At 69.2% G+C, this 18728-nt stretch carries 17 protein-coding genes; 5 read left to right on the forward strand and 12 right to left on the reverse strand.

All coding sequences use genetic code 11. From position 1 onward, the window contains the following. Positions 1 to 21 precede the first annotated feature (21 nt). Entirely contained in the window at positions 22 to 600 is a 579-nt protein-coding gene (pth, locus tag ACFVAV_RS01760) for an aminoacyl-tRNA hydrolase (RefSeq protein ID WP_379028479.1), read from the reverse strand. A 24-nt stretch (positions 601 to 624) separates the two neighbouring features. Further along, entirely contained in the window at positions 625 to 1254 is a 630-nt protein-coding gene (locus ACFVAV_RS01765) for a 50S ribosomal protein L25/general stress protein Ctc (RefSeq protein WP_379028481.1), read from the reverse strand. Between the two features lie 296 nt (positions 1255 to 1550). Between ACFVAV_RS01765 and ACFVAV_RS01770 the strand changes: the two genes are divergently transcribed. After that, complete coding sequence (locus tag ACFVAV_RS01770) at positions 1551 to 3191, forward strand: peptide chain release factor 3 (RefSeq protein ID WP_379028483.1); 1641 nt, start codon at positions 1551 to 1553, stop codon at positions 3189 to 3191. Between the two features lie 23 nt (positions 3192 to 3214). Here ACFVAV_RS01770 and ACFVAV_RS01775 read toward each other — a convergent pair whose 3' ends face one another. Together ACFVAV_RS01775 and ACFVAV_RS01780 are read right to left on the reverse strand one after the other, a co-directional pair. Beyond that, the gene (locus ACFVAV_RS01775; RefSeq protein ID WP_379029900.1) at positions 3215 to 3805 is read right to left on the reverse strand and encodes a nuclear transport factor 2 family protein; all 591 of its coding nucleotides are present in this window, start codon (positions 3803 to 3805) and stop codon (positions 3215 to 3217) included. A 228-nt stretch (positions 3806 to 4033) separates the two neighbouring features. Then, the gene (locus tag ACFVAV_RS01780; RefSeq protein WP_379028485.1) at positions 4034 to 4906 is read right to left on the reverse strand and encodes an Abi-alpha family protein; all 873 of its coding nucleotides are present in this window, start codon (positions 4904 to 4906) and stop codon (positions 4034 to 4036) included. Positions 4907 to 5284: 378 nt separating this feature from the next. Between ACFVAV_RS01780 and ACFVAV_RS01785 the strand changes: the two genes are divergently transcribed. After that, positions 5285 to 6559 (forward strand): hypothetical protein, encoded by a 1275-nt coding sequence (locus ACFVAV_RS01785; RefSeq protein ID WP_229739659.1) that lies wholly within the window; start codon positions 5285 to 5287, stop codon positions 6557 to 6559. After that, entirely contained in the window at positions 6550 to 7392 is an 843-nt protein-coding gene (locus ACFVAV_RS01790; protein WP_379028488.1) for an Abi-alpha family protein, read from the forward strand. Before ACFVAV_RS01785 ends, ACFVAV_RS01790 begins: the two co-directional genes overlap by 10 nt. Here ACFVAV_RS01790 and ACFVAV_RS01795 read toward each other — a convergent pair. Together ACFVAV_RS01795 and ACFVAV_RS01800 are read right to left on the reverse strand one after the other, a co-directional pair. After that, a complete protein-coding gene (locus tag ACFVAV_RS01795) occupies positions 7389 to 9179 on the reverse strand; it encodes an ABC-F family ATP-binding cassette domain-containing protein (RefSeq protein WP_379028489.1) in 1791 nt (596 codons plus the stop codon). The genes ACFVAV_RS01790 and ACFVAV_RS01795 overlap by 4 nt on opposite strands. Positions 9180 to 9409: 230 nt before the next feature. Further along, positions 9410 to 10345 carry a 4-(cytidine 5'-diphospho)-2-C-methyl-D-erythritol kinase gene (locus ACFVAV_RS01800; RefSeq protein ID WP_379028491.1) on the reverse strand — a complete coding sequence of 312 codons (936 nt, stop codon included), beginning with the start codon at positions 10343 to 10345 and terminating at the stop codon, positions 9410 to 9412. A gap of 187 nt (positions 10346 to 10532) precedes the next feature. Here ACFVAV_RS01800 and ACFVAV_RS01805 point away from each other — a divergent pair, with 187 nt between their 5' ends. Further along, positions 10533 to 10739 carry a heavy-metal-associated domain-containing protein gene (locus ACFVAV_RS01805; protein ID WP_378850747.1) on the forward strand — a complete coding sequence of 69 codons (207 nt, stop codon included), beginning with the start codon at positions 10533 to 10535 and terminating at the stop codon, positions 10737 to 10739. 293 nt (positions 10740 to 11032) lie between these two features. Here ACFVAV_RS01805 and rsmA read toward each other — a convergent pair whose 3' ends face one another. The 6 genes from rsmA to ACFVAV_RS01835 form a co-directional block, all read right to left on the reverse strand. Beyond that, positions 11033 to 11914, reverse strand: a complete 882-nt coding sequence (rsmA, locus tag ACFVAV_RS01810; protein WP_379028493.1) for a 16S rRNA (adenine(1518)-N(6)/adenine(1519)-N(6))-dimethyltransferase RsmA — start codon at positions 11912 to 11914, stop codon at positions 11033 to 11035. Between the two features lie 34 nt (positions 11915 to 11948). Next, positions 11949 to 13103 carry an alpha/beta fold hydrolase gene (locus tag ACFVAV_RS01815; protein ID WP_379028495.1) on the reverse strand — a complete coding sequence of 385 codons (1155 nt, stop codon included), beginning with the start codon at positions 13101 to 13103 and terminating at the stop codon, positions 11949 to 11951. A gap of 83 nt (positions 13104 to 13186) precedes the next feature. Then, positions 13187 to 14338 (reverse strand): lipase family protein, encoded by a 1152-nt coding sequence (locus tag ACFVAV_RS01820; protein ID WP_379028499.1) that lies wholly within the window; start codon positions 14336 to 14338, stop codon positions 13187 to 13189. A 73-nt stretch (positions 14339 to 14411) separates the two neighbouring features. After that, entirely contained in the window at positions 14412 to 14594 is a 183-nt protein-coding gene (locus ACFVAV_RS01825; RefSeq protein WP_379028501.1) for a hypothetical protein, read from the reverse strand. Positions 14595 to 14863: 269 nt separating this feature from the next. After that, complete coding sequence (locus ACFVAV_RS01830; RefSeq protein WP_379028503.1) at positions 14864 to 15991, reverse strand: transglycosylase family protein; 1128 nt, start codon at positions 15989 to 15991, stop codon at positions 14864 to 14866. A 172-nt stretch (positions 15992 to 16163) separates the two neighbouring features. Next, the gene (locus tag ACFVAV_RS01835; protein ID WP_379028505.1) at positions 16164 to 17018 is read right to left on the reverse strand and encodes a TatD family hydrolase; all 855 of its coding nucleotides are present in this window, start codon (positions 17016 to 17018) and stop codon (positions 16164 to 16166) included. A 1-nt stretch (position 17019) separates the two neighbouring features. Between ACFVAV_RS01835 and metG the strand changes: the two genes are divergently transcribed. Beyond that, on the forward strand, positions 17020 to 18588 hold the full coding sequence (gene metG / locus ACFVAV_RS01840; protein WP_379028507.1) for a methionine--tRNA ligase: 1569 nt from the start codon (positions 17020 to 17022) through the stop codon (positions 18586 to 18588). The last annotated feature ends 140 nt before the right edge of the window (positions 18589 to 18728 follow it).

An 18728-nucleotide genomic window follows, 5' to 3' on the forward strand; every position in this document is an offset into this window, starting at 1 on the left:
GCGCGCCAGCGCTCCAAAGATTCAGTGCAGGGAGTTCTGCGCTGTTTCCAAACCGACCTTCAACAGCAGCTCGACCGCGTCGGCGGCCTGCTCGACGATCACCGGAACCTCTTTGCGTTCCGGCGCCGCGAACGGCTTGAGCACATAGTCGGCGGGATCCTGGCGCCCCGGCGGACGGCCGATGCCGATCCGGGTGCGCAGGTATTCCTTGGTGGTCAGTGCCTGCGAGATCGACCGCAGGCCGTTGTGCCCGCCCTCGCCGCCGCCCTGCTTGAGCCTGATCGTGCCGAACGGCAGATCGAGCTCGTCGTGGATGACGATCACCTGGTCGACGGGCACCGAGAAGAACTTGGCCAGCGCGGCCACCGGCCGACCGGACAGGTTCATGTAGGTACGCGGCTTCGCGATCAGAATCTGGCGCCCGTCCAGCCGCGCCTGCAGCAGGTCGGCGCCGGACTTCTTGTGCACGGCAAAACGGCCGCCGACGCGCTCGGCGAGCACGTCGGCGACCAGGAAGCCCACATTGTGGCGGGTGCGCTCGTATTCGGGGCCGGGGTTACCCAGCCCCACCACGAGTGCGGGCCCGGAAGATTCGGTCATCGGCCGAACCGTAGTGCAGGAGTCTTACTCGGACTCGGACTCGGGCGCGGTCTCCGCGGCCGGCTCCTCGGCGGTGGTGCCTTCGCCCTCGCCCTCGACCTGCGCGGCGGACGGCGCGGCGATCACGTTGACGATCAGCGCCTCCGGGTCACCGGCGAGGACGACGCCCGCGGGCAGCTCGACGGAGCCGGCCAGGATCTGGGTGCCCGCCTCGATGCCCTCGACCGAGATCTCGATCGACTCGGGCAGCTTCAGCGCGTCGGCCTCGATGGACAGGCTGGTGGCTTCCTGGGTGATCAGGGTGCCGGAGGCGGCATCGCCGGTGACCACGACGTTGACGTCGGTGGTGACGCGCTCGCCACGCTTGACGATCAGCAGGTCGGCGTGCTCGATGTAGCGGCGGATCGGGTGGACCACGACCGACTTGGTCATCGCGAGCTGCTGCTTGCCGTCGACGACGAGGTTCAGGATGGCGTTGGTGCCGTGCTCACGCAGGATGGCGGCGAACGCCTTGGCGTTGAGGCTCAGGTGCTGCGGCTCGGCCTGGTGGCCGTACAGCACGGCGGGCACGTTGCCGTCGCGACGGGTACGGCGAGCGGCGCCCTTACCGAATTCGGTGCGGACGGCGGCTTCGATCTGGTTCACGTCGGACATGACTGAATGCGCTCCTACGGCTCTTCCGGGCTGGTCATTGTGGCGACCCATCTAAGGGGTCAACGTCTACTCGTCGGGCGAAGAACGAACGAGGACGACCGGGAAGGCCGAGCCGCGTCGATCACGGTGAGCACAACCACTAAGGGCAACTCACCCTCGCCGAGACAACCTGACCACCATACCGCATCGACATCGCCCCGAAAAACCGGGTCGGTTCGGCAGAACACCCCGCCGACCTCGCCGGACCGGCGACCTTTAGGCTGGATTGGTTGCCGACCACTGCGAAAGGTTCTGCGTTGACCGAGTCCGGAGATAGCGCCGCCCCCACCCCGCGCGGACTACCCGCCGAGGTCGCGCGCCGCCGCACGTTCGCCGTGATCTCGCACCCCGACGCGGGTAAGTCGACGCTGACCGAGGCGCTGGCGCTGCACGCCAAGATGATCTCCGAGGCGGGCGCGATCCACGGCAAGGCAGGCCGCAAGTCGACCGTGTCGGACTGGATGGAGATGGAGAAGGCGCGCGGGATCTCGGTGAGCTCGACCGCGCTGCAGTTCAACTACCGTGCCGCCGGGTCCGATGTCGACAATGTCATCAACCTGGTCGACACCCCCGGCCACTCCGACTTCTCCGAGGACACCTACCGCGTGCTCACCGCGGTCGACGCCGCGGTCATGCTGATCGACGCCGCCAAGGGCCTCGAGCCGCAGACGCTGAAGCTGTTCCAGGTCTGCCGCCACCGCGGCATCCCGGTCATCACCGTCATCAACAAGTGGGACCGCCCCGGCCAGGCGCCGCTGGAGCTGCTCGACGAGATCAGCGAGCGGATCGGCCTCACCCCCACCCCGCTGTTCCTGCCGGTCGGCATCGCGGGCGACTTCCGCGGCCTGCTACGCCGCGGTCCCGAGGGCGAGGCGAGCGAGTACATCCACTTCACCCGCACCGCCGGTGGCGCGACGATCGCGCCGGAGGAATCGCTGACGCCCGCCGAGGCCGAGGCGCGCGAGGGCGAGGCGTGGACGACCGCGGCCGAGGAGAGCGAGCTGCTGTCGGCGACCGGGCAGGACCACGACCAGGAACTGTTCCTGGCCGGTCAGACCTCGCCGGTGATCTACGCGTCGGCGATGCTGAACTTCGGTGTGCGCCAGCTGCTGGAGACGCTGGTCGCGCTGGCGCCGGCGCCGGGCGCGCGGGCCGACGTCGCGGGCAAGGACCGCGCGACCGGTGATCCGTTCAGCGCGGTGGTGTTCAAGGTGCAGGCGGGCATGGACACCGCGCACCGGGACCGGCTGGCGTTCATGCGGATCGTGTCGGGTGAGTTCGAGCGCGGCATGGTCGTGACGCACGCGCAGACCGGTCGCCCGTTCGCCACCAAGTACGCGCTGACGGTGTTCGGCCGCGAGCGCACCACCGTCGACACCGCCTACCCGGGCGACGTGGTCGGCCTGGTGAACGCGACCGCGCTCGCGCCGGGCCACACCCTGTTCGTGGACAAGAAGGTGGAGTTTCCGCCGATCCCGAGCTTCGCCCCCGAGCATTTCGCGACGCTGCGCGCGCAGAGCGCGGGCAAGTACAAGCAGTTCCGCAAGGCCATCGACCAGCTCGACTCCGAGGGCGTGGTCCAGGTGCTGCGCAACGACGCCCGCGGTGACGCCTCGCCGGTGCTCGCCGCGGTCGGCCCGATGCAGTTCGAGGTGGTCACCGCCCGCATGCAGGCAGAGTTCAATGTGGAAACCCAGCTGGATTTCCTCCCCTTCACCCTGGCCCGGCGCACCGACGCCGAGTCGGCGCCGGAATTGGATCGCCAGCGCGGTGTCGAGGTGTTCACCCGCACCGACGGCGCGATCCTGGCCCTGTTCAGCGACAAATGGCGGCTGCAGTACATCGAGAAGGAACACCCGAAGCTCACGATGGAGCCCCTCGTCGCCACCGCCGACTAACTGGTCAACTGTCTGAGTCGGCGCTACGCGGCCGGTCCGGGGTTGCGTTCCACCGAGGAGATGTGATTCTCCTGCGCGATCATGCCCCAGCGGCTCGCAGTCAGCCGCAGACTGGGCAGATCGCTGAGCGAGAGCACCACCTCGTAGGTGCGCTCGTAGCCGGTATGCGAGATTCGCCAGTGGCCGTCTTCGCAGCGGACGTAGCGGTCGGTGTAGAAGGCCGCGCCGCGCAGGCACATGTTGTGCTCGGGGATGATCACCGTGTCCGCGAGGTACCAGGTGCCGGTCGCGGTGTCGCCGTCGACATCGATCTCCGGATGATCGCAGCGATGCTCGGTGATGACGTGCGGTCCGAGGGTGTTGCGCAGGAAGGCCAGGAAGGCCTCACGCGATTCGAACTGCAGGTATTCGCTGTAGGTCGCGGTCGCCTCGGGGATCAGCGTGTCGGCGAACTCGTCCCAGGACTTGGTGTCCAGCGCGCGCAGGTAGCGGAACTTGAGCCGGCTGATCGCGATGAGGTCGTCGGGATGATCGGGGGGCCGCACGATCGGTTCCGGCTGCTGCTCGTCGTGGGCGCCCTCAGGCAACTCCTCGGCCATCAGGTCCTCCCCCATCTCCGGCCCGGCGACCAGTGGTTCGTCGCCTCCGGGTAGCAACGGCCCCGGCCGCACCCATGCGGGCGCGACAGGATCGTCGACTCGCACGTCGTTCGGTGATCCGGACCCCTGCTCCATTCCTCCACGATCCCACCGAAACGCGCGCAGTGCCCGATCTGTATCAGATCGCTATCACTGCCGACACCGGAGCGTGACCTCCGGCGCCGGCGCCCCGCGCTGTCTCAGCTACCCGATGGTGAAGCAGGTGCGGCAGAAGTCCTCGCCGAATTCCGAGAGCCGCAGGCTCTTGCGCACGATCTTGGGCGCGCGGCCCGCCTTCTTGAGCGCGTCCTCGACCACCGGCTGCACTTCGAGCACCATGTAGCGGCTCAGCACGACCGGGTCGTCGGAGGTGAACGTCAGGCCGAGGCGGTTGAGGTTGATGAGGTAGGAGCGGGCCCGGTCCGGGTAGCGCACGCCCGCCTGCTCGGGCACCGAGGTCAGGTCGCCCTGCACCAGCTCCGAGCCGATGCCGAGCGGACGGTTGGTGCGCACGTCGACCGAGGGCTGCGGACCGTTGAGTGCCATGAACCGCAGGATGCGGGCCTCGTCGGGCGCGATCTCGTCGAGGATGCGGTCGTAGGCCGGGTGCACGTCCTCGGTGAAGTACACGTCGGCCGAGCGGGCCAGCAGTGCGTCGCCACGGCGGCGCAGGTCCTCGGTGCTGGCCGAGCGCAGGTAGGGGCCGACGGTGATGGCCTGCTGAGTCGACCCGTTGGGCGTCGGCACGTAGCTGACGATCTCGCGCACCGACCCCTCGGTGACGCCGAGCGCGCTGCGCGCGATGGAGCGCAGCGCATTGCCGGTGCGCTCCGCGATATCGGCCGAGGACTCGCCGTCCAGAGCCGCCTGGGCCAGTTCCTTGGTCACCTCATAGGTGGTGCCGACGGCCCATTGGCTGCCGCGCACCGCGGTGCCCGCGGCCAGACCCGCGGCGCGGAACACGCCTCGGATCAACCGGGCTTCGTTGCTGATCTGTCGCTGCTCGACATCCGAGCTGCGCTCGACGGCGCGGGTACCGGCACGGGCCAGGTCCTGTCCGGTCCTGTCGTCTGTCACGTCCTACTCCGAAGTCTCGCCATGTGAACTTCTCGCTCACAGATTATTGCCCGACCACGCTTCAGGCACAGTGCATACGCAGCGCGCCCCCTGAACGCGCCGATTGTGGCCTGTCACCAACTGTGGTGGTGCTCATTGTTCCGACTCGCCAGGGCGAGTACGGCATTCGGGACAGGTTCTGTGACTGATGTCTCAGACACTACCCTGTGGCCTGGCGCACGACGAATGGACCCAGTTCCGCACCTCACAGTAGGGTCACCACGCCATGGGGGTGCTAATTTTGGTTGCCGGTGAAGGAGGTGGTCACCGGATTACGGCAGGAGGGTGTCGTTGTTGGAGAGTGTGTTCGGGTTACACCCGACACTCCTGCTCGAGATTGTGACCATTCCTCTTTTCACAGGAATCATCGGTTACATCACCAACTGGACCGGCATTTTGATGCTGTTCCAGCCGATCAAGTTCTACGGCGTGAAGCTGCCGGGTCTCCGCGCGGTCTTCCCGTACCTGCCCAAGCGGATCCAGGTATTGCCGCTGCTCAGCTATGACGGCCGGATCGGCTGGCAGGGCATCGTGCCCTCGCGCGCCGACAAGATGGCCAGCATCGCCGTCGACAAGGGACTGTCCAAGCTGGGCAGTGTCTCCGACTTCTACCGCGAGCTCGATCCGGAGAAGCTGGCCGAACATCTGGCCGAAGTCGCCGACGCGCAGATCAGCGACATCGTCGAGGTGATCCTGCGTCGCGAGCACCCACAGCTCTGGTACAACCTGCCCACCCAGGTGCGCGAGATGGTGCATCAGCGGGTGCGCTCGCAGCTGCCGGAGATCCTGCGCGAACTCACCATCGAGCTCGGCACCAACATCGATCAGCTGCTCGATGTCAAGCAGATGGTCATCCGCTACTTCCAGGCCCGCCCGCAACTGCTCAACCAGTTGTTCCAGGTGCTCGGCGCCAAGGAACTGCGGTTCATGCAGAACTTCGGCTTCTACTTCGGCGCGCCCTGCGGCCTGCTGCTCGTCCTCGCGCTGCACACCACCGGCCTCTCGCCGCTGATCGTGCTGCCGATCGGCGGCATCATCATCGGCTGGGTGGTGAACTGGGTCGGCATCAACATGATCTTCGCCCCCGCGCTGCCCAAGTGGTGGTGCCCGTGGCGGCAGGGTCTGCTGATCAAGCGCCAGCCCGAGATCACCGCGGGCTACGCCGAACTCGTCTCAACCGAGGTCGTCACCGTCGCCAATATCGGCGACGAGCTGCTCAACGGTCCGCGCTCGGACCGCACCCTGCAGATGCTCGAGGACACCCTGCGCCCGGCCGCCGATCGCGCGCTCGGCCCGGCCAGGCCCGCGGTGAAATTCATGCTCGGCAGCCGCGAATACGATTCGCTGCAGTCCACGATCACCGCCGAGGCCATGACGATCGCCCCGATGGCCTTCGCCGATCCCGCGTTCAACGTCCAACAGGGCAGGCAGGTCAACGAATACATCGCCCGGCAAATGTCCGCACTTTCGCCGCACGACTTCGTGGACATGCTGCGTTCGGCCATCAAACAGGACGAATGGTTGCTTTTCGTCCATGGCGGCGCGCTGGGGCTGCTCGCCGGATACGCTCACATCCTGGTCTTCGGAACAGGAGTAGCGACGACATGGATGTAGACGACGGGACCCCGTCCACCGAGCTGGTGCGACGGCCGGTACCGGCGATCGAAACCACCGGCGACAGACGCGGCGTGCTGCCCGTCTCGCCGGTGCGCACAGTGCGGGCGGCGACCGGTGTCGCGCGGGTCGCGCTCACCGCGGCCTCGGGCGTGACGCTGTGGACCCTCGACACCGCGCTCGGGGTGACCGTCACCGTGCTGCGCGGCAGCATCGCAGGCAACCCGCCCAAGGAAGTCCTCGCCGAAGCCGAAGGCGAAGTGCGCGACCGGCTCCGGCACGCGCTCGGCCTGCCGACCGGCGCCGAGCACCACGGTGACCCCGCCACGCCGACCCTGCGCGAACAGGGCGCCAACCTGCTGCGCTTGTCCGCCAGTACCCATGCGTCCCAGCCGGATACGCACCCCGCCTACCCCGGCATCCTCGCCGAGATCACCCCGGACGAGGCGCGGATCCTGCGGTTCATGCACGTCGACGGTCCGCAGCCCGCACTCGACGTCCGCACCGGGCGTCAGCGCGCGTTCGGCGGTGAACGCCTGATCAGCGGCCTGACCCTGATCGGCGAGCATGCCGGCCTGCGCTTCCCGAACCGCGTCCCGCAGTACCTGCCCAACCTGCGCAGGCTCGGACTCATCGAGTTCACCCGCGAACCGGTCGGCAACCCCAGCCGCTACCAGCTAATCGAGGCACAGGAGCAGGTCCGCGACGCGATGAAGCGCGGTTTCGGCACCAAGGTGAGCTACCGCAGCATCCTGCTCACCGAGTTCGGCGCCGACTTCGTCCAGACCTGCCTACCCGTAGTCATCGGCGACAGCCGAGAAACCGCGACTTAGCTCTCGGCCAGCTCAGCGAGTTCCATCCAGCGTTCCTCGGCGGCTTCCTTTTCCGCGACGACTTCCTTGAGTTCGCCGCCGAGTTTCACCAGCTTGTCCGGGTCGGTGGCGGCGTCGGCGAGGGCGACGTGGAGTTTCTGTTCGCGCTCGTCGAGTTTGGCGATGGTGCGCTCGAGGCGTGACAGTTCCTTGCGGGCGGCGCGGCGGTCGGCCGAATCCGTCGTCGCTGCGGCCGGTTTCGCGGTGGCCGGCTTGGCCGAGGTGGCCAGGGTGGCGCGCTTGGTGAGGTATTGGTCGATGCCGCCGGGCAGGTTGGTGAGCTTGCCGTCGCCGAACAGGGCCCAGGTGGAATCGCAGATGCGCTCGACCAGGTAGCGGTCGTGGCTGATGACCACGAGCGTGCCCGCCCAGTTGTCGAGCAGGTCCTCGAGCTGCTGCAGGGTGTCGATGTCGAGGTCGTTGGTCGGCTCGTCGAGCAGCAGGACGTTGGGTTCGGCCATCAGGATGCGGGTGAGCTGCAGGCGACGGCGTTCACCACCGGAGAGGTCGCCGACCGGGGTGCGCTGGCGGGCGGGGGTGAAACCGAGCCGCTCGGCCAGCTGCCCCGCCGAGATCTCCTTGTCGCCGAGCATGATTCGCTGGGCGATCTGCTGGACCGCCTCGAGCACCCGCATATCGGTGGGCAGATCGTCGAGTTCCTGGCGCAGCCAGCCGATCTGCACGGTCTGGCCCTGGACGCGCTTGCCCGTGGCGGGTTCGGCATCACCGGCCAGCGCGCGCAGCAGCGTGGTCTTGCCCGAGCCGTTGACGCCGACCAGACCGACCCGCTCGCCCGGTGCGAGCCGCCAGGTCAGGTCGCCGACCAGTTCGCGGCCGTCAGGGGTGGTGAGGGTGGCGTCCTCGAGTTCGATCACCACGCGGCCCAGCCGCTTGCGCGCGAACGCGGCCAGCGACACCGAATCGCGCGGCGGCGGCACATCGGCGATCAGCGCTTCGGCAGCCTCCACGCGGTAGCGCGGCTTGGAGGTGCGGGCCTTGGCGCCGCGGCGCAGCCAGGCCAGCTCCTTGCGGGCCAGGTTCTGGCGGCGGGACTCGGTGGCGTCGGCCTGGCGGGCGCGTTCGGCACGGGCGAAGATCCAGTCGCCGTAGCCGCCCTCGTAGGTCTCCACCTTGCCGCCGACGACCTCCCAGGTGCGGGTGGCGACGGTGTCGAGGAACCAGCGATCGTGGGTGACGACGACGAGCGCGGTGCGCCGATCCACCAGGTGCCGCGCCAGCCACTGCACGCCCTCGATGTCGAGATGGTTGGTGGGCTCGTCGAGGACGAGCAGGTCCAGGTCGCGCACCAGCGCGGCGGCCAGCGCGACGCGACGGCGTTCGCCGCCGGACAGGTTGGTGACCGGGGTGTCCAGGCCGAGGTCGGCGATGCCGATGCCGTCGAGCACCGAGCGGATGCGCGCGTCGGCGGCCCACTCGTGTTCGGCGATGTCGGCGGTCGACAGATCGTCGGACAGGCCCGCGAGTACGATGGAGCCGATGGTGGCGCCGTCGGGCAGCACGCCACGCTGGGTGACCACGGCCATCCGCAGGCCGCCCACGCGGCTCACCCGGCCGCTGTCGGGCGCCTCCAGACCGGTCAGCACCTCGAGCAGCGTCGTCTTGCCACCACCGTTGAGACCGACCACCCCGATCCGCTCTCCCGCGTGCACACCGAGCGAGACGTCGTCCAACAGCGGCTTGACGCCGAAGCTCTTGGAGACCTGTTCAAGGTTGATCAGGTTGGACATGGGTGTTGCTCGCCCGCCTTCCGCGTGACTATCCGGCCGTCCGAGCCTACTTGCCCCGGTCGTAGCCGGTCCGGTCCGCTCCGCCTTGCGCTACGAACGAGGTGGGGCCACGGCGACAACCACGCGAACCAGGTCGACCGCCGCGCCGACATCATCAGCCGATCCCGCCACCGAATCGGCGACGTCACCTGTCAACGCCGGCCGGCTCGGTGACCTCGCAGGACCGCCGGTCAGCGCTTGCCGTGGGCCTCGGTGTCGAGCACGCGCGCGCCGGGCACCGGGCCGCTCGCGGTCCGCACACTGCGGCACACCCCGGCGCCCGCCAGTTCTGCCGCGACCGCGATCGCCGCTTCCTCGGTGTCACATAGGAACGCGCAGGTCGGCCCCGACCCCGACACCAGACCCGCGAGCGCGCCCGCACCGACACCGGCCCGCAGCGTGCGCCGCAGTTCCGGTTTCAGCGACAGCGCCGCGGCTTGCAGGTCGTTGCCGAGCAGCGGCGCGAGCGTCTGCGGATCGCCCGCGGCCAGCGCCTGCATGAGCTTCTGCGGGTCGCCCAGGCGCGGCGGATCGCCCTCGGCGCGCAGCCGGTCGAGTTCGCGGAACACCCACGGGGTGGACAGGCCGTCCTTGGCGAGTGCGAGCACCCAGTGAAACGTGCTGCGGGACAACACCGGGAGCAGCCGTTCGCCGCGGCCGGTGCCGAGTGCGGTGCCGCCGTGCAGGGCGAACGGCACATCGCTGCCGAGCTCGGCCGCCACCGCGGAGAGCTCGTCGCGGCCGAGGCCGAGGTCCCACAGCTCGTTCAGGCCGACCAGCGTCGCGGCGGCGTCGGCACTGCCGCCCGCCATACCGCCCGCCACCGGAATGCCCTTGGCGATCGCGATCTCCACCAGGGGCGCGCGCCCGGCCAGATGCGCCAGCCGCACCGCGGCCTTCCAGACGAGGTTGGTCCGGTCGGTGGGCACCTCGGCGGCGCCTTCGCCGCTGACCCGCACGGTCAGCGAGGCCGACGGTGCGAGTTCGAGCTCGTCGGACAGCGACAGCGCCTGGAAGACGGTGGTCAGATCGTGATAGCCGTCCGGGCGCAGATCACCGACTCCGAGATGCAGGTTCACCTTCGAAGGCGCGCGCACGACGACCGGGCTGGGCACAACTGACAGCACGATCACCAAGCGTAACGGGTTACACCGACGAGTACGCACGCTGAATGCCCGGCTCGATCGACCGGGACAAGCGATCCCACACACACCGACGCGAGACCGGGTTGCGCAAGGTACCCATGGGGGGTATGTTCATACGTGCCGGGGGCATACCCCAGGACCGTATGATCGAACAGCGAAGGAGTCGGCCATGGCCACCACCACCTACACCGTCACGGGGATGACCTGCGGACACTGCGTGAGTTCGGTCAAGCAGGAGATCGGCAAGATCGACGGTGTCACCAGCGTCGACGTCGACCTCGCGAGCGGTCTCGTCCGCGTCGACAGCGCGAGCGAGCTGTCCGAGACCGATGTCGCGGCCGCCGTCGACGAGGCGGGCTACGAGCTCGCGCGCTGACCCCACCACCGCGAAGTCATCTGCGGCCCGCGCCCTCGGCGCGGGCCGCACGCGCGTTCACCAGCGGTTCATCCACCGCGCGGGCGCCGCGAATCATCCACAGCGTCATCCACATCTGTGCCGACGAGCGCGACGGAGCGGATATTCGCCCGCTACCGGGCACGCGGCCCACAGACCATGATCAACTCCGGGAGCGGCGAAAACCGGTTGTCCACAATTGCTTTCACAGGCCGCAATTCCGTGGACCGATGAACAGCCGGTGTACTGCGGGTTCCCGTGCCGGAACCCGCGATTCAGCTCTGCGCCGCCAGGCGGACGAAAGCGGCCGTATCCAGCGTCTCGCCCCGCGCGGTGGGCGCGATCCCCGCCGCCACCAGCCTGCGCTCCGCCTCCGCGGGTGTACCTGCCCAGCCGGACAGAGCCGCGCGCAACGTCTTTCGGCGCTGTGCGAACGCGGCGTCGATCACCTCGAACACGCGACGGCGATGCGCCTCGTCCATCGGCCACGGCGGCTCGGCGTAGCGATCGACACGAACCAGGCCCGACTCGACGCGCGGCACCGGCCAGAACACCTGCGTGCCGACCGCGCCCGCCCGGCGCACCTTGCCGAAGAAACCGGCCTTGACGCTCGGCACGCCGTACACCCGGCTACCCGGTTCGGCCGCGAGCCGGTCGGCCACCTCGGCCTGCACCATCACCAGCGACACCGTGATGCTCGGCAGCACGGCGAGCAGGTGCAACAGCACCGGGACAGCCACGTTGTACGGCAGGTTCGCCACCAGCGCCGTCGGCATGACGGGCAGCTGGTCGGGGCGCACCCGCAGGGCGTCGGCCTCGACCACCTGCAAGCGGTCGGCCAGGGCGGGGGCCCGATCGGCGACGGTCTCCGGCAGATAGTTGGCCAGCACCGGGTCGATCTCGACCGCGACCACCCGGTCGACCACATCGAGCAGCGCCAGGGTCAGCGAGCCGAGACCCGGCCCGACCTCGAGCACGGTGTCCTCGGCGCCGACGCCGGCCGCCGCGACGATGCGGCGCACCGTATTGCCGTCGTGCACGAAGTTCTGCCCGAGCTGCTTGGTCGGCCGGACGCCGAAACGCTCGGCCAGCGTCCGCACCTCGGCGGGACCGAGCAGTGCGGCGCTACCGCGCGCGGGAATCTCTGGTTCGGGCACCGCTAGAACCTACCAACCCGGCCGATCGAGCAGCTCAGCGCTGTGGCGGGGCGGCATGGACACGGGCGAGGAAGGCGTCGATCGCCGCGCGCTGCTCCGGCGAGATCGACCCGTGCTGTCCGTTGCCGGGGACCACCTGCTGGTCGACGCCGTCGGCCGCGAACTGCGCGACCAGCGCCGCGTGCAGCGGGGACGGCACGATCGTGTCGGTGACGTTCATGGTCAGCAGGATCGGCGCGTCATATCCGCTGGTCGGCAGGGTCATGTAGGCGGCGAGCACGTCGCGCAGCCCGGCGAGCGGGCGCGCCAGCAGATCACGCGCCGACAGACCCCGCGCCGAGGCGATGATCTCGTCCAGGCACCGGTCCCCCGCGGCGTCGACGAGCGAGCGGCCCAGCGGCGTCAGGTAGGAGTCCACGTCGGCCTCGGGATGGGTGGCACGCAGCCCGGCCAGGATGCTGACGACGAACGAGGTGGCCGAGGACAGCACCGGGAGCTCCGGCAGCTCGGGACCGATGAACGGCAGCACCTTCTCGACATCGGAGGCCGCGTCGACGGCGACGGTCCCACGGAAGTCCAGCTCGGGCGCGTAACTCTGCTGTACGTGCGCGGTGCTCAGCGCCGCGTGCCCGCCCTGCGAGATGCCCAACACGCTCCAGGTGCGCGACAGGTCGGGGTCGGCGGCGCGGGCGGCACGGACCAGGTCGATGGTGGCGGTGGCCTCGCTGCGCACCTCGAGGTACGGGTGCGGGCCGGTCTCGAAGCGGCCGAGGCCGAGGTAATCGGGGGCGACGACGGCGTAGCCCTGGTCGACGAACCGCTTGATGAACGCGTCCTCGGCGCCGCGATGCAGGGGCAGCGGCGCGAGCTCGGGGTCGGCCTGGCCGCCGCAGCCGGGACCCGAGCCCGAGGTGCCGTGGTCGTAGGCGAGGATCGGCCAGCCGGTGGCGGGCGCGTCGCCTTCGGGCAGGAACAGCGCGCCGCTGGCCGGGCGCGGGGTGCCCGCCGAGTCGGTCATCCAGTACTCGACGACCGACCCGCGAGCCATCCCGTGCCAGCCCACGGGTTCGGGCTGCACCGAGATGATCGCGCCCGGCGCTTCCGCCGCCGCGGGGGCGAATCCTGCGGCGAGCAGCGCGCTCACGGTGACAGCGGCGAGGACCGCCGCGCGCATCGGTGTCTTCGGCAACGGATCCAGCTCTCCACCAGGCAACATACGTCCTGGACGAGTGTACAGATCAGCGACCGTTCCGCTCCTCCACTATTCAGCGGTCAGCGCCGTGGCGGCGTCGCGTTCACACGCGCGATGAATCCGTCGAGCGCATCCCACATCCGCCGGCTCAGCACGGTGTGCTGACCGAATCCGGTCACCGTCTGGAAGTCGACCCCGCCCGCCGCGAACTGCGCGACCAGGGCGGCGTGCAGCGGGGACGGCACGATCGTGTCGGTCGCGTTGATCAGCAACAGGATCGGCGCGTCGTACCCGCTGGTCGGCACGGTCATGTACTCGGTCAGCGCGGTTCGCAGCGGGCCGTCCGACAGCGGCCGGGCGACCAGGTCGCCGAACGCGAGCCCCTTGACGTTCGCGACGATCGTGTCGATGCACTGTCCACCCGCGGCGTCGAGGATCTGCTTGCCCTTCGGCGTGAGGTAGGAGTCGACCTCGGCCTCGGGGTGGGTGGCGCGCAGGCCGGCCAGGATGCTCACGGTGAAGCCGGTCAGGCCCGCGGTGCCCTCGATCTCCGGGAAGGCGGGGCCGAGCAGCGGCAGCACCTTCTCGACATCGGAGGCGGGGTCGACGGCGACGATGCCGCGGAAGTCGAGCTCGGGCGCGTAACTCCGCTGCACGGACCCGGTGCTCAGCGCGGCGTGCCCGCCCTGCGAGGCGCCGACGGCGGTCCAGGTGCGCGAGAGGTCGGGGTTGGCCGCCCTGGCGGCGCGCACGAGGTCGATGGTGGCGGTCGCCTCGCTGCGGACCTCGAGGTACGGGTGCGGGCCGGTGTCGAATCGGCCGAGGCCCAGGTAGTCCGGGGCGACGACGGCGTAGCCCTGCTCGACCAGGCGCGCGATCAGCTGGTTCTCGGCAGCACGATTGACCGGCAGCGGCGCGAGTTCGGGATCGGCCTGGCCGCCGCAGCCCGGACCCGAACCCAGGGTGCCGTGGTCGTAGGCGATGACCGGCCAGCCGGTGGCCGGCGCATCGCCCTCGGGCAGGAACAGCGCGCCGCTGGCCGGACGCTCGGCACCCGCCGAATCGGTGGTCGTGTACTCGATCACCGAGCCACGGGCCAGGCCGTGCCAGCCGACGGGCCGCGATTCGGTGGCGAGCACGCTGCCCGGTTCCGCCGCGGCGGGGGCGGCGGTCACCAGGGCGGCAGCGGTGATGGCGGCCGCGATCACAGCGCGGCTCATTGTCTTCGGCATCAGGGGGTCACCTTTCGGGCCGATCAGCGTGCCCGGGCCAGGAATTCATCGATGGCGGCGATCATCGCTTGGTTCAGCTCGGCGCGTCGTAGCCGCTGGTCGGGACGGACATGTAGTCGGCCATGGCCGAGCGCAACGGTTTTCCGGAGAGGGAACGCGAGAGCAGTTGTCCCAGACTCAGATCCGCGACCCGATCGTCGATCGCGTCCAGCACCACCGTGGCAGCCGCCCACCGCCAGGCCGAAACCCCAAGCATCACAACCACCCTCGACTCGTCGACGACCCGAGACCACCGCACGAGCACAAGCGGACCCGGCGAAACCGAGTGCACGGTACCTTGCACGGCCACCTGGTCAACCCGACCCGCCGAGCGCACCGCGAAGTCGCGACCTACCGCACTCCCAGCCCCGCGCCACGACTGAAGACCGCCATGACCGCACTCCCAGCCCCGCACGACCCGACCCCGAGGAGGGTCCGGCCGGGACTAGGGGGCCGCGAACTCGAGCGCGCCAGCGCTCCAAAGATTCAGCTCAGGCCGAGACGCCCCGTGCAGGCCGGCCAGGCGCCCCACCCCTGACGGGCGCGGGTCACTTCGGCGATGGCGATCTGCTCTTCGCGGGTGGCCAGATCCGCACGCGGCGCGTACTTCAAGCCGCCCTGGCGTTCCCAGGTGCTCTGGTCGAACTGGATGCCGCCGTAGTACCCGTTGCCGGTGTTGATCGCCCAGTTGCCGGTCGACTCGCAGCGGGCCAGTGCGTCCCAGATCGCGCCGTCGCGGACCGGGGGGACCTCGGTGCCCGGCTTGGCGCCCTTGCGGATGGTCTTGGGCTGGGCGGGGGTGATGACGTTGGAGTTGGTCTGCACGCGACTGGATTCGACGCCGTTGGTCATGGTGACCGCGAAGGTCGCCTCGTGCAGGCCCGGCGCGCCCGGGTTCTCGACCACGGTGCGGCTCATGTTCATGGTGACGTCCTCGATCACCAGCTCGGTGGGATCGAGCGGCAGGGTCTCGGTGCGCTGTTCGATCCGCTGCCGGGTGACGGTGAGCTGCATGCCGTCGGTGAGCGGGGCATCGGCGGCCGGGACGGCGAAGTCCTGGTCTTTGAGCGGAATGCCTGCGGCGGCGAGGAATTCGCGGACGGTCGGGGCGGCCAGGCGCACGTCGACCGGGTCGGCGACGCCGTCGACGAGCGAGACGGTGCGCGGGGTGTAGACGCTGAGCGCGGCACCGGCCAGCGGCAGCTTCTCGGTGCGGGTCGGCACGACGTGGGTGTCGGACGGGATCTGCATCTGGGCGAGCGCGTCGCCCGCGGTGGTGCCGGTGGTCCACACCTTGCGCTCGGTGCCGTCGACGGTGATGGTGATCTCCCGGCCGCGGTGGAGCGTGATAGTGGCACCGTCGCCGACCTTGGCGCGCCCGGCGGGGCTCACCTCGTCGTGCTCGGAGAGCTCGTAGCCCGCGTCGGCCAGGATGGCACGCACATCTCGGGCCATGGTGGTGAGCTCGGTGCGCTCACCGTCGACGACGAGAGCGACCGTCTTGTGGTTCACGATGGCCATCGAGGCGCCGACCAGGAGAGTCAACAGCAAAGCCGCCACCGCCGCGTACAGCAGCGGCGAGCGTGACGAGTTGATCCGCGCAAAAGCCGACATGATTACAGAACGATAACGACAAGGTTTGCGCCAGACAACACCGATGCGCCCGATCAGCGGGATCGCAGATCACGATTCGGTATAGACATCGCTGGTAGATAACAACCTGGGCAGGAGAAAGTGAGCCGAATCACGTTTGCCGTCCAGCCCCCTACCGATCAGACGAAACGGACTAGCGGATGCGGTACAGCCGTCGCGCGTTCGCGGTGGTGATCTCGGCCAGCTCCGCCGGGTCCTGCTCGCGAACCTCAGCCAGCGCGCGCACCGTGTACGGCAGGCAGTACGACTCGTTCGGCGCACCGCGATACGGGTGCGGCGTCAGATACGGCGCGTCGGTCTCGACCAGGATCTGATCGTCGGGCACCAGCTGGGCCGCCTCGCGAAGTTCGTGCGCGTTCTTGAAACTGACCGTGCCGGAGAAGCTGAGCACATAGCCCTCCGCCACGCAGGCCTCGGCCATGGTCGCGTCGGAGGAGAAGCAGTGGAAGATCACCGTGTCCGGCGCGCCCTCGTCGAGCAGCACCGTGAGCAGGTCGTGGTCGGCCTCGCGGTTGTGGATCATCAGCGGCTTGCGGACGCGTTTGGCCAGGTCGATGTGCCAGCGGAAACCCTCGATCTGGGTCTCGATGTCGGCGCAGCCGTCGAGCTTGCCCGGCCAGTAGTAGTCGAGACCGGTCTCGCCGACCGCGACCACCCGGGGGTCGGCGGCCAGGCGTTCCAGCTCGGCCTTGGCCTTGTCGTCCAGCGCGTTCGCCCGCGTGGGATGCAGCGCTACGGCGGCGTAGACCCGCGGATCCCAGTTCGCCGCCTCGACCGCCCACTGCGCCGCGGCGAGGTCGTCGGCGACCGTCACCACGTGCCCGACACCTGCCGCGGCAGCCCTGTCCAAGATCACCGCGGTCGACTCGGCATCGGTCGCACCACAGGCATCGAGGTGGGTATGCGCATCGATCAGCGGCGCGAGCGGGGGCGGAACAGGCGGAGCCGGACGATTCGTGTTTGGCACGCGGATTACAGTAGTTCGCATCATGAGCGCATCTGAAGGCGCCGAGGCGCCCGCCTTCTACGTCACCACCGCCATCGCGTACCCGAACGGTGCGCCGCACATCGGGCACGCGTACGAGTACATCTCGACCGACGCGATCGCCCGGTTCAAGCGACTCGACGGTTATGACGTGTTCTTCATGACCGGCACCGACGAGCACGGCCAGAAGATGCAGCAGACCGCGGCCACCGAGGGCATTCCGGTGCAGGAGCTCGCGGCCCGCAACTCCGACGTCTTCGAGGCGATGGACAAGGCGCTCGACATCTCGTTCGACCGCTTCATCCGCACCACCGACGAGGACCACAAGGCCGCCAGCGTCGCCATCTGGGAGCGCATGCTCGCCAACGGCGACATCTACCTGGGCAACTACTCGGGCTGGTACTCGGTGCGCGACGAGGCCTTCTACACCGAGGAGGAGACCACCCTCCTCGACGACGGCACCCGCGTCTCGACCGAGACCCAGACCCCGGTCACCTGGACCGAGGAGTCGAACTACTTCTTCAAGCTCTCGGAGTACCAGGACAAGCTGCTGGCGCTCTACGAGGAGCGCCCCGAGTTCATCGCGCCCGCGACCCGGCGCAACGAGATCGTCAGCTACGTCAAGGCCGGACTGAAGGATCTGTCGATCTCGCGGACCACCTTCGACTGGGGCGTTCCGGTGCCCGGCCACCCCGACCACGTCATGTACGTGTGGGTCGACGCGCTCACCAACTACCTGACCGGCGTCGGCTTCCCCGACACCGACTCGGCGAAGTTCCAGAAGTTCTGGCCGGCGAACCTGCACATCATCGGCAAGGACATCACCCGCTTCCACACGGTGTACTGGCCCGCGTTCCTGATGTCGGCCGGCATCGAGCTGCCGGACCGCGTCTTCGTGCACGGGTTCCTGTACAACAAGGGCGAGAAGATGTCGAAGTCGACGGGCAATGTCGTCGACCCGCTCGCGCTGGTGTCCACCTACGGCCTGGACCAGGTGCGCTTCTTCCTGCTCCGCGAGATCTCCTACGGCCAGGACGGCAGCTACAGCAACGACGCCATCGCGGGCCGGATCAACAGCGATCTGGCCAACGAGTTCGGCAACCTGGTGCAGCGCAGCCTGACCATGGTCAACAAGAACTGCGACGCGAAGGCCCCCGCGCCCGGTGAGTGCACCGAGGACGACCGCGCCCTGCTCGATCGCGCCAACGCTCTGCTGGACAAGTGCCGCGCCGAGTACGACGCCCAGCAGATGCATCTCGCGCTGGAGGCCATCTGGCTGACCCTCGGCGAGACCAACCGTTACTTCTCCGCCAACGCACCGTGGGCGCTGCGGAAGTCGGGCACCGAGGAAGACCTGGCCCGGATGGCCACGGTCCTCTACGTCACCCTCGAGGTGGTACGCATCGTCGCGATCCTGGTGCAGCCGGTGATGCCGGGTTCGGCCGCCAAGATCCTGGACCTGCTCGCCCAGGAGGGGCGCACCTTCGCCGATATCGCCACTCCCCTTGTCCCCGGTATCGACCTGCCCGCGCCGGAGCCGGTGTTCCCGCGCTACGTCGAGCCCAAGGAGTAAGACGTGGTGGGGCCCGGGCAGACGCCCGGGGCCCCCGCCCGCGGGGAAGCCGCGGGGGCCGGCCACAGGCGAGCGGAGGCGGCCCCCGCGGGCAGGCGGATCGGGCCCCCACTGAAACCGGGCGCGCCCCAATTGGGGGA

The sequence above is a fragment of the Nocardia sp. NPDC057663 genome (assembly GCF_042799895.1).
Classification (GTDB): Bacteria; Actinomycetota; Actinomycetes; order Mycobacteriales; family Mycobacteriaceae; genus Nocardia.

Excerpts from the sequence above, each read along its gene's own strand:
- pth (WP_379028479.1), bottom strand. The coding sequence starts at position 600 with ATGACCGAATCTTCCGGGCCCGCACTCGTGGTGGGGCTGGGTAACCCC.
- ACFVAV_RS01790 (WP_379028488.1), top strand. The coding sequence starts at position 6,550 with ATGGATGTAGACGACGGGACCCCGTCCACCGAGCTGGTGCGACGGCCG.
- ACFVAV_RS01835 (WP_379028505.1), bottom strand. The coding sequence starts at position 17,018 with ATGCGAACTACTGTAATCCGCGTGCCAAACACGAATCGTCCGGCTCCG.
- ACFVAV_RS01820 (WP_379028499.1), bottom strand. The coding sequence starts at position 14,338 with ATGCCGAAGACAATGAGCCGCGCTGTGATCGCGGCCGCCATCACCGCT.
- ACFVAV_RS01825 (WP_379028501.1), bottom strand. The coding sequence starts at position 14,594 with ATGCTTGGGGTTTCGGCCTGGCGGTGGGCGGCTGCCACGGTGGTGCTG.
- ACFVAV_RS01805 (WP_378850747.1), top strand. The coding sequence starts at position 10,533 with ATGGCCACCACCACCTACACCGTCACGGGGATGACCTGCGGACACTGC.
- metG (WP_379028507.1), top strand. The coding sequence starts at position 17,020 with ATGAGCGCATCTGAAGGCGCCGAGGCGCCCGCCTTCTACGTCACCACC.
- ACFVAV_RS01775 (WP_379029900.1), bottom strand. The coding sequence starts at position 3,805 with ATGGGGGAGGACCTGATGGCCGAGGAGTTGCCTGAGGGCGCCCACGAC.
- ACFVAV_RS01765 (WP_379028481.1), bottom strand. The coding sequence starts at position 1,254 with ATGTCCGACGTGAACCAGATCGAAGCCGCCGTCCGCACCGAATTCGGT.
- ACFVAV_RS01830 (WP_379028503.1), bottom strand. The coding sequence starts at position 15,991 with ATGTCGGCTTTTGCGCGGATCAACTCGTCACGCTCGCCGCTGCTGTAC.
- ACFVAV_RS01795 (WP_379028489.1), bottom strand. The coding sequence starts at position 9,179 with ATGTCCAACCTGATCAACCTTGAACAGGTCTCCAAGAGCTTCGGCGTC.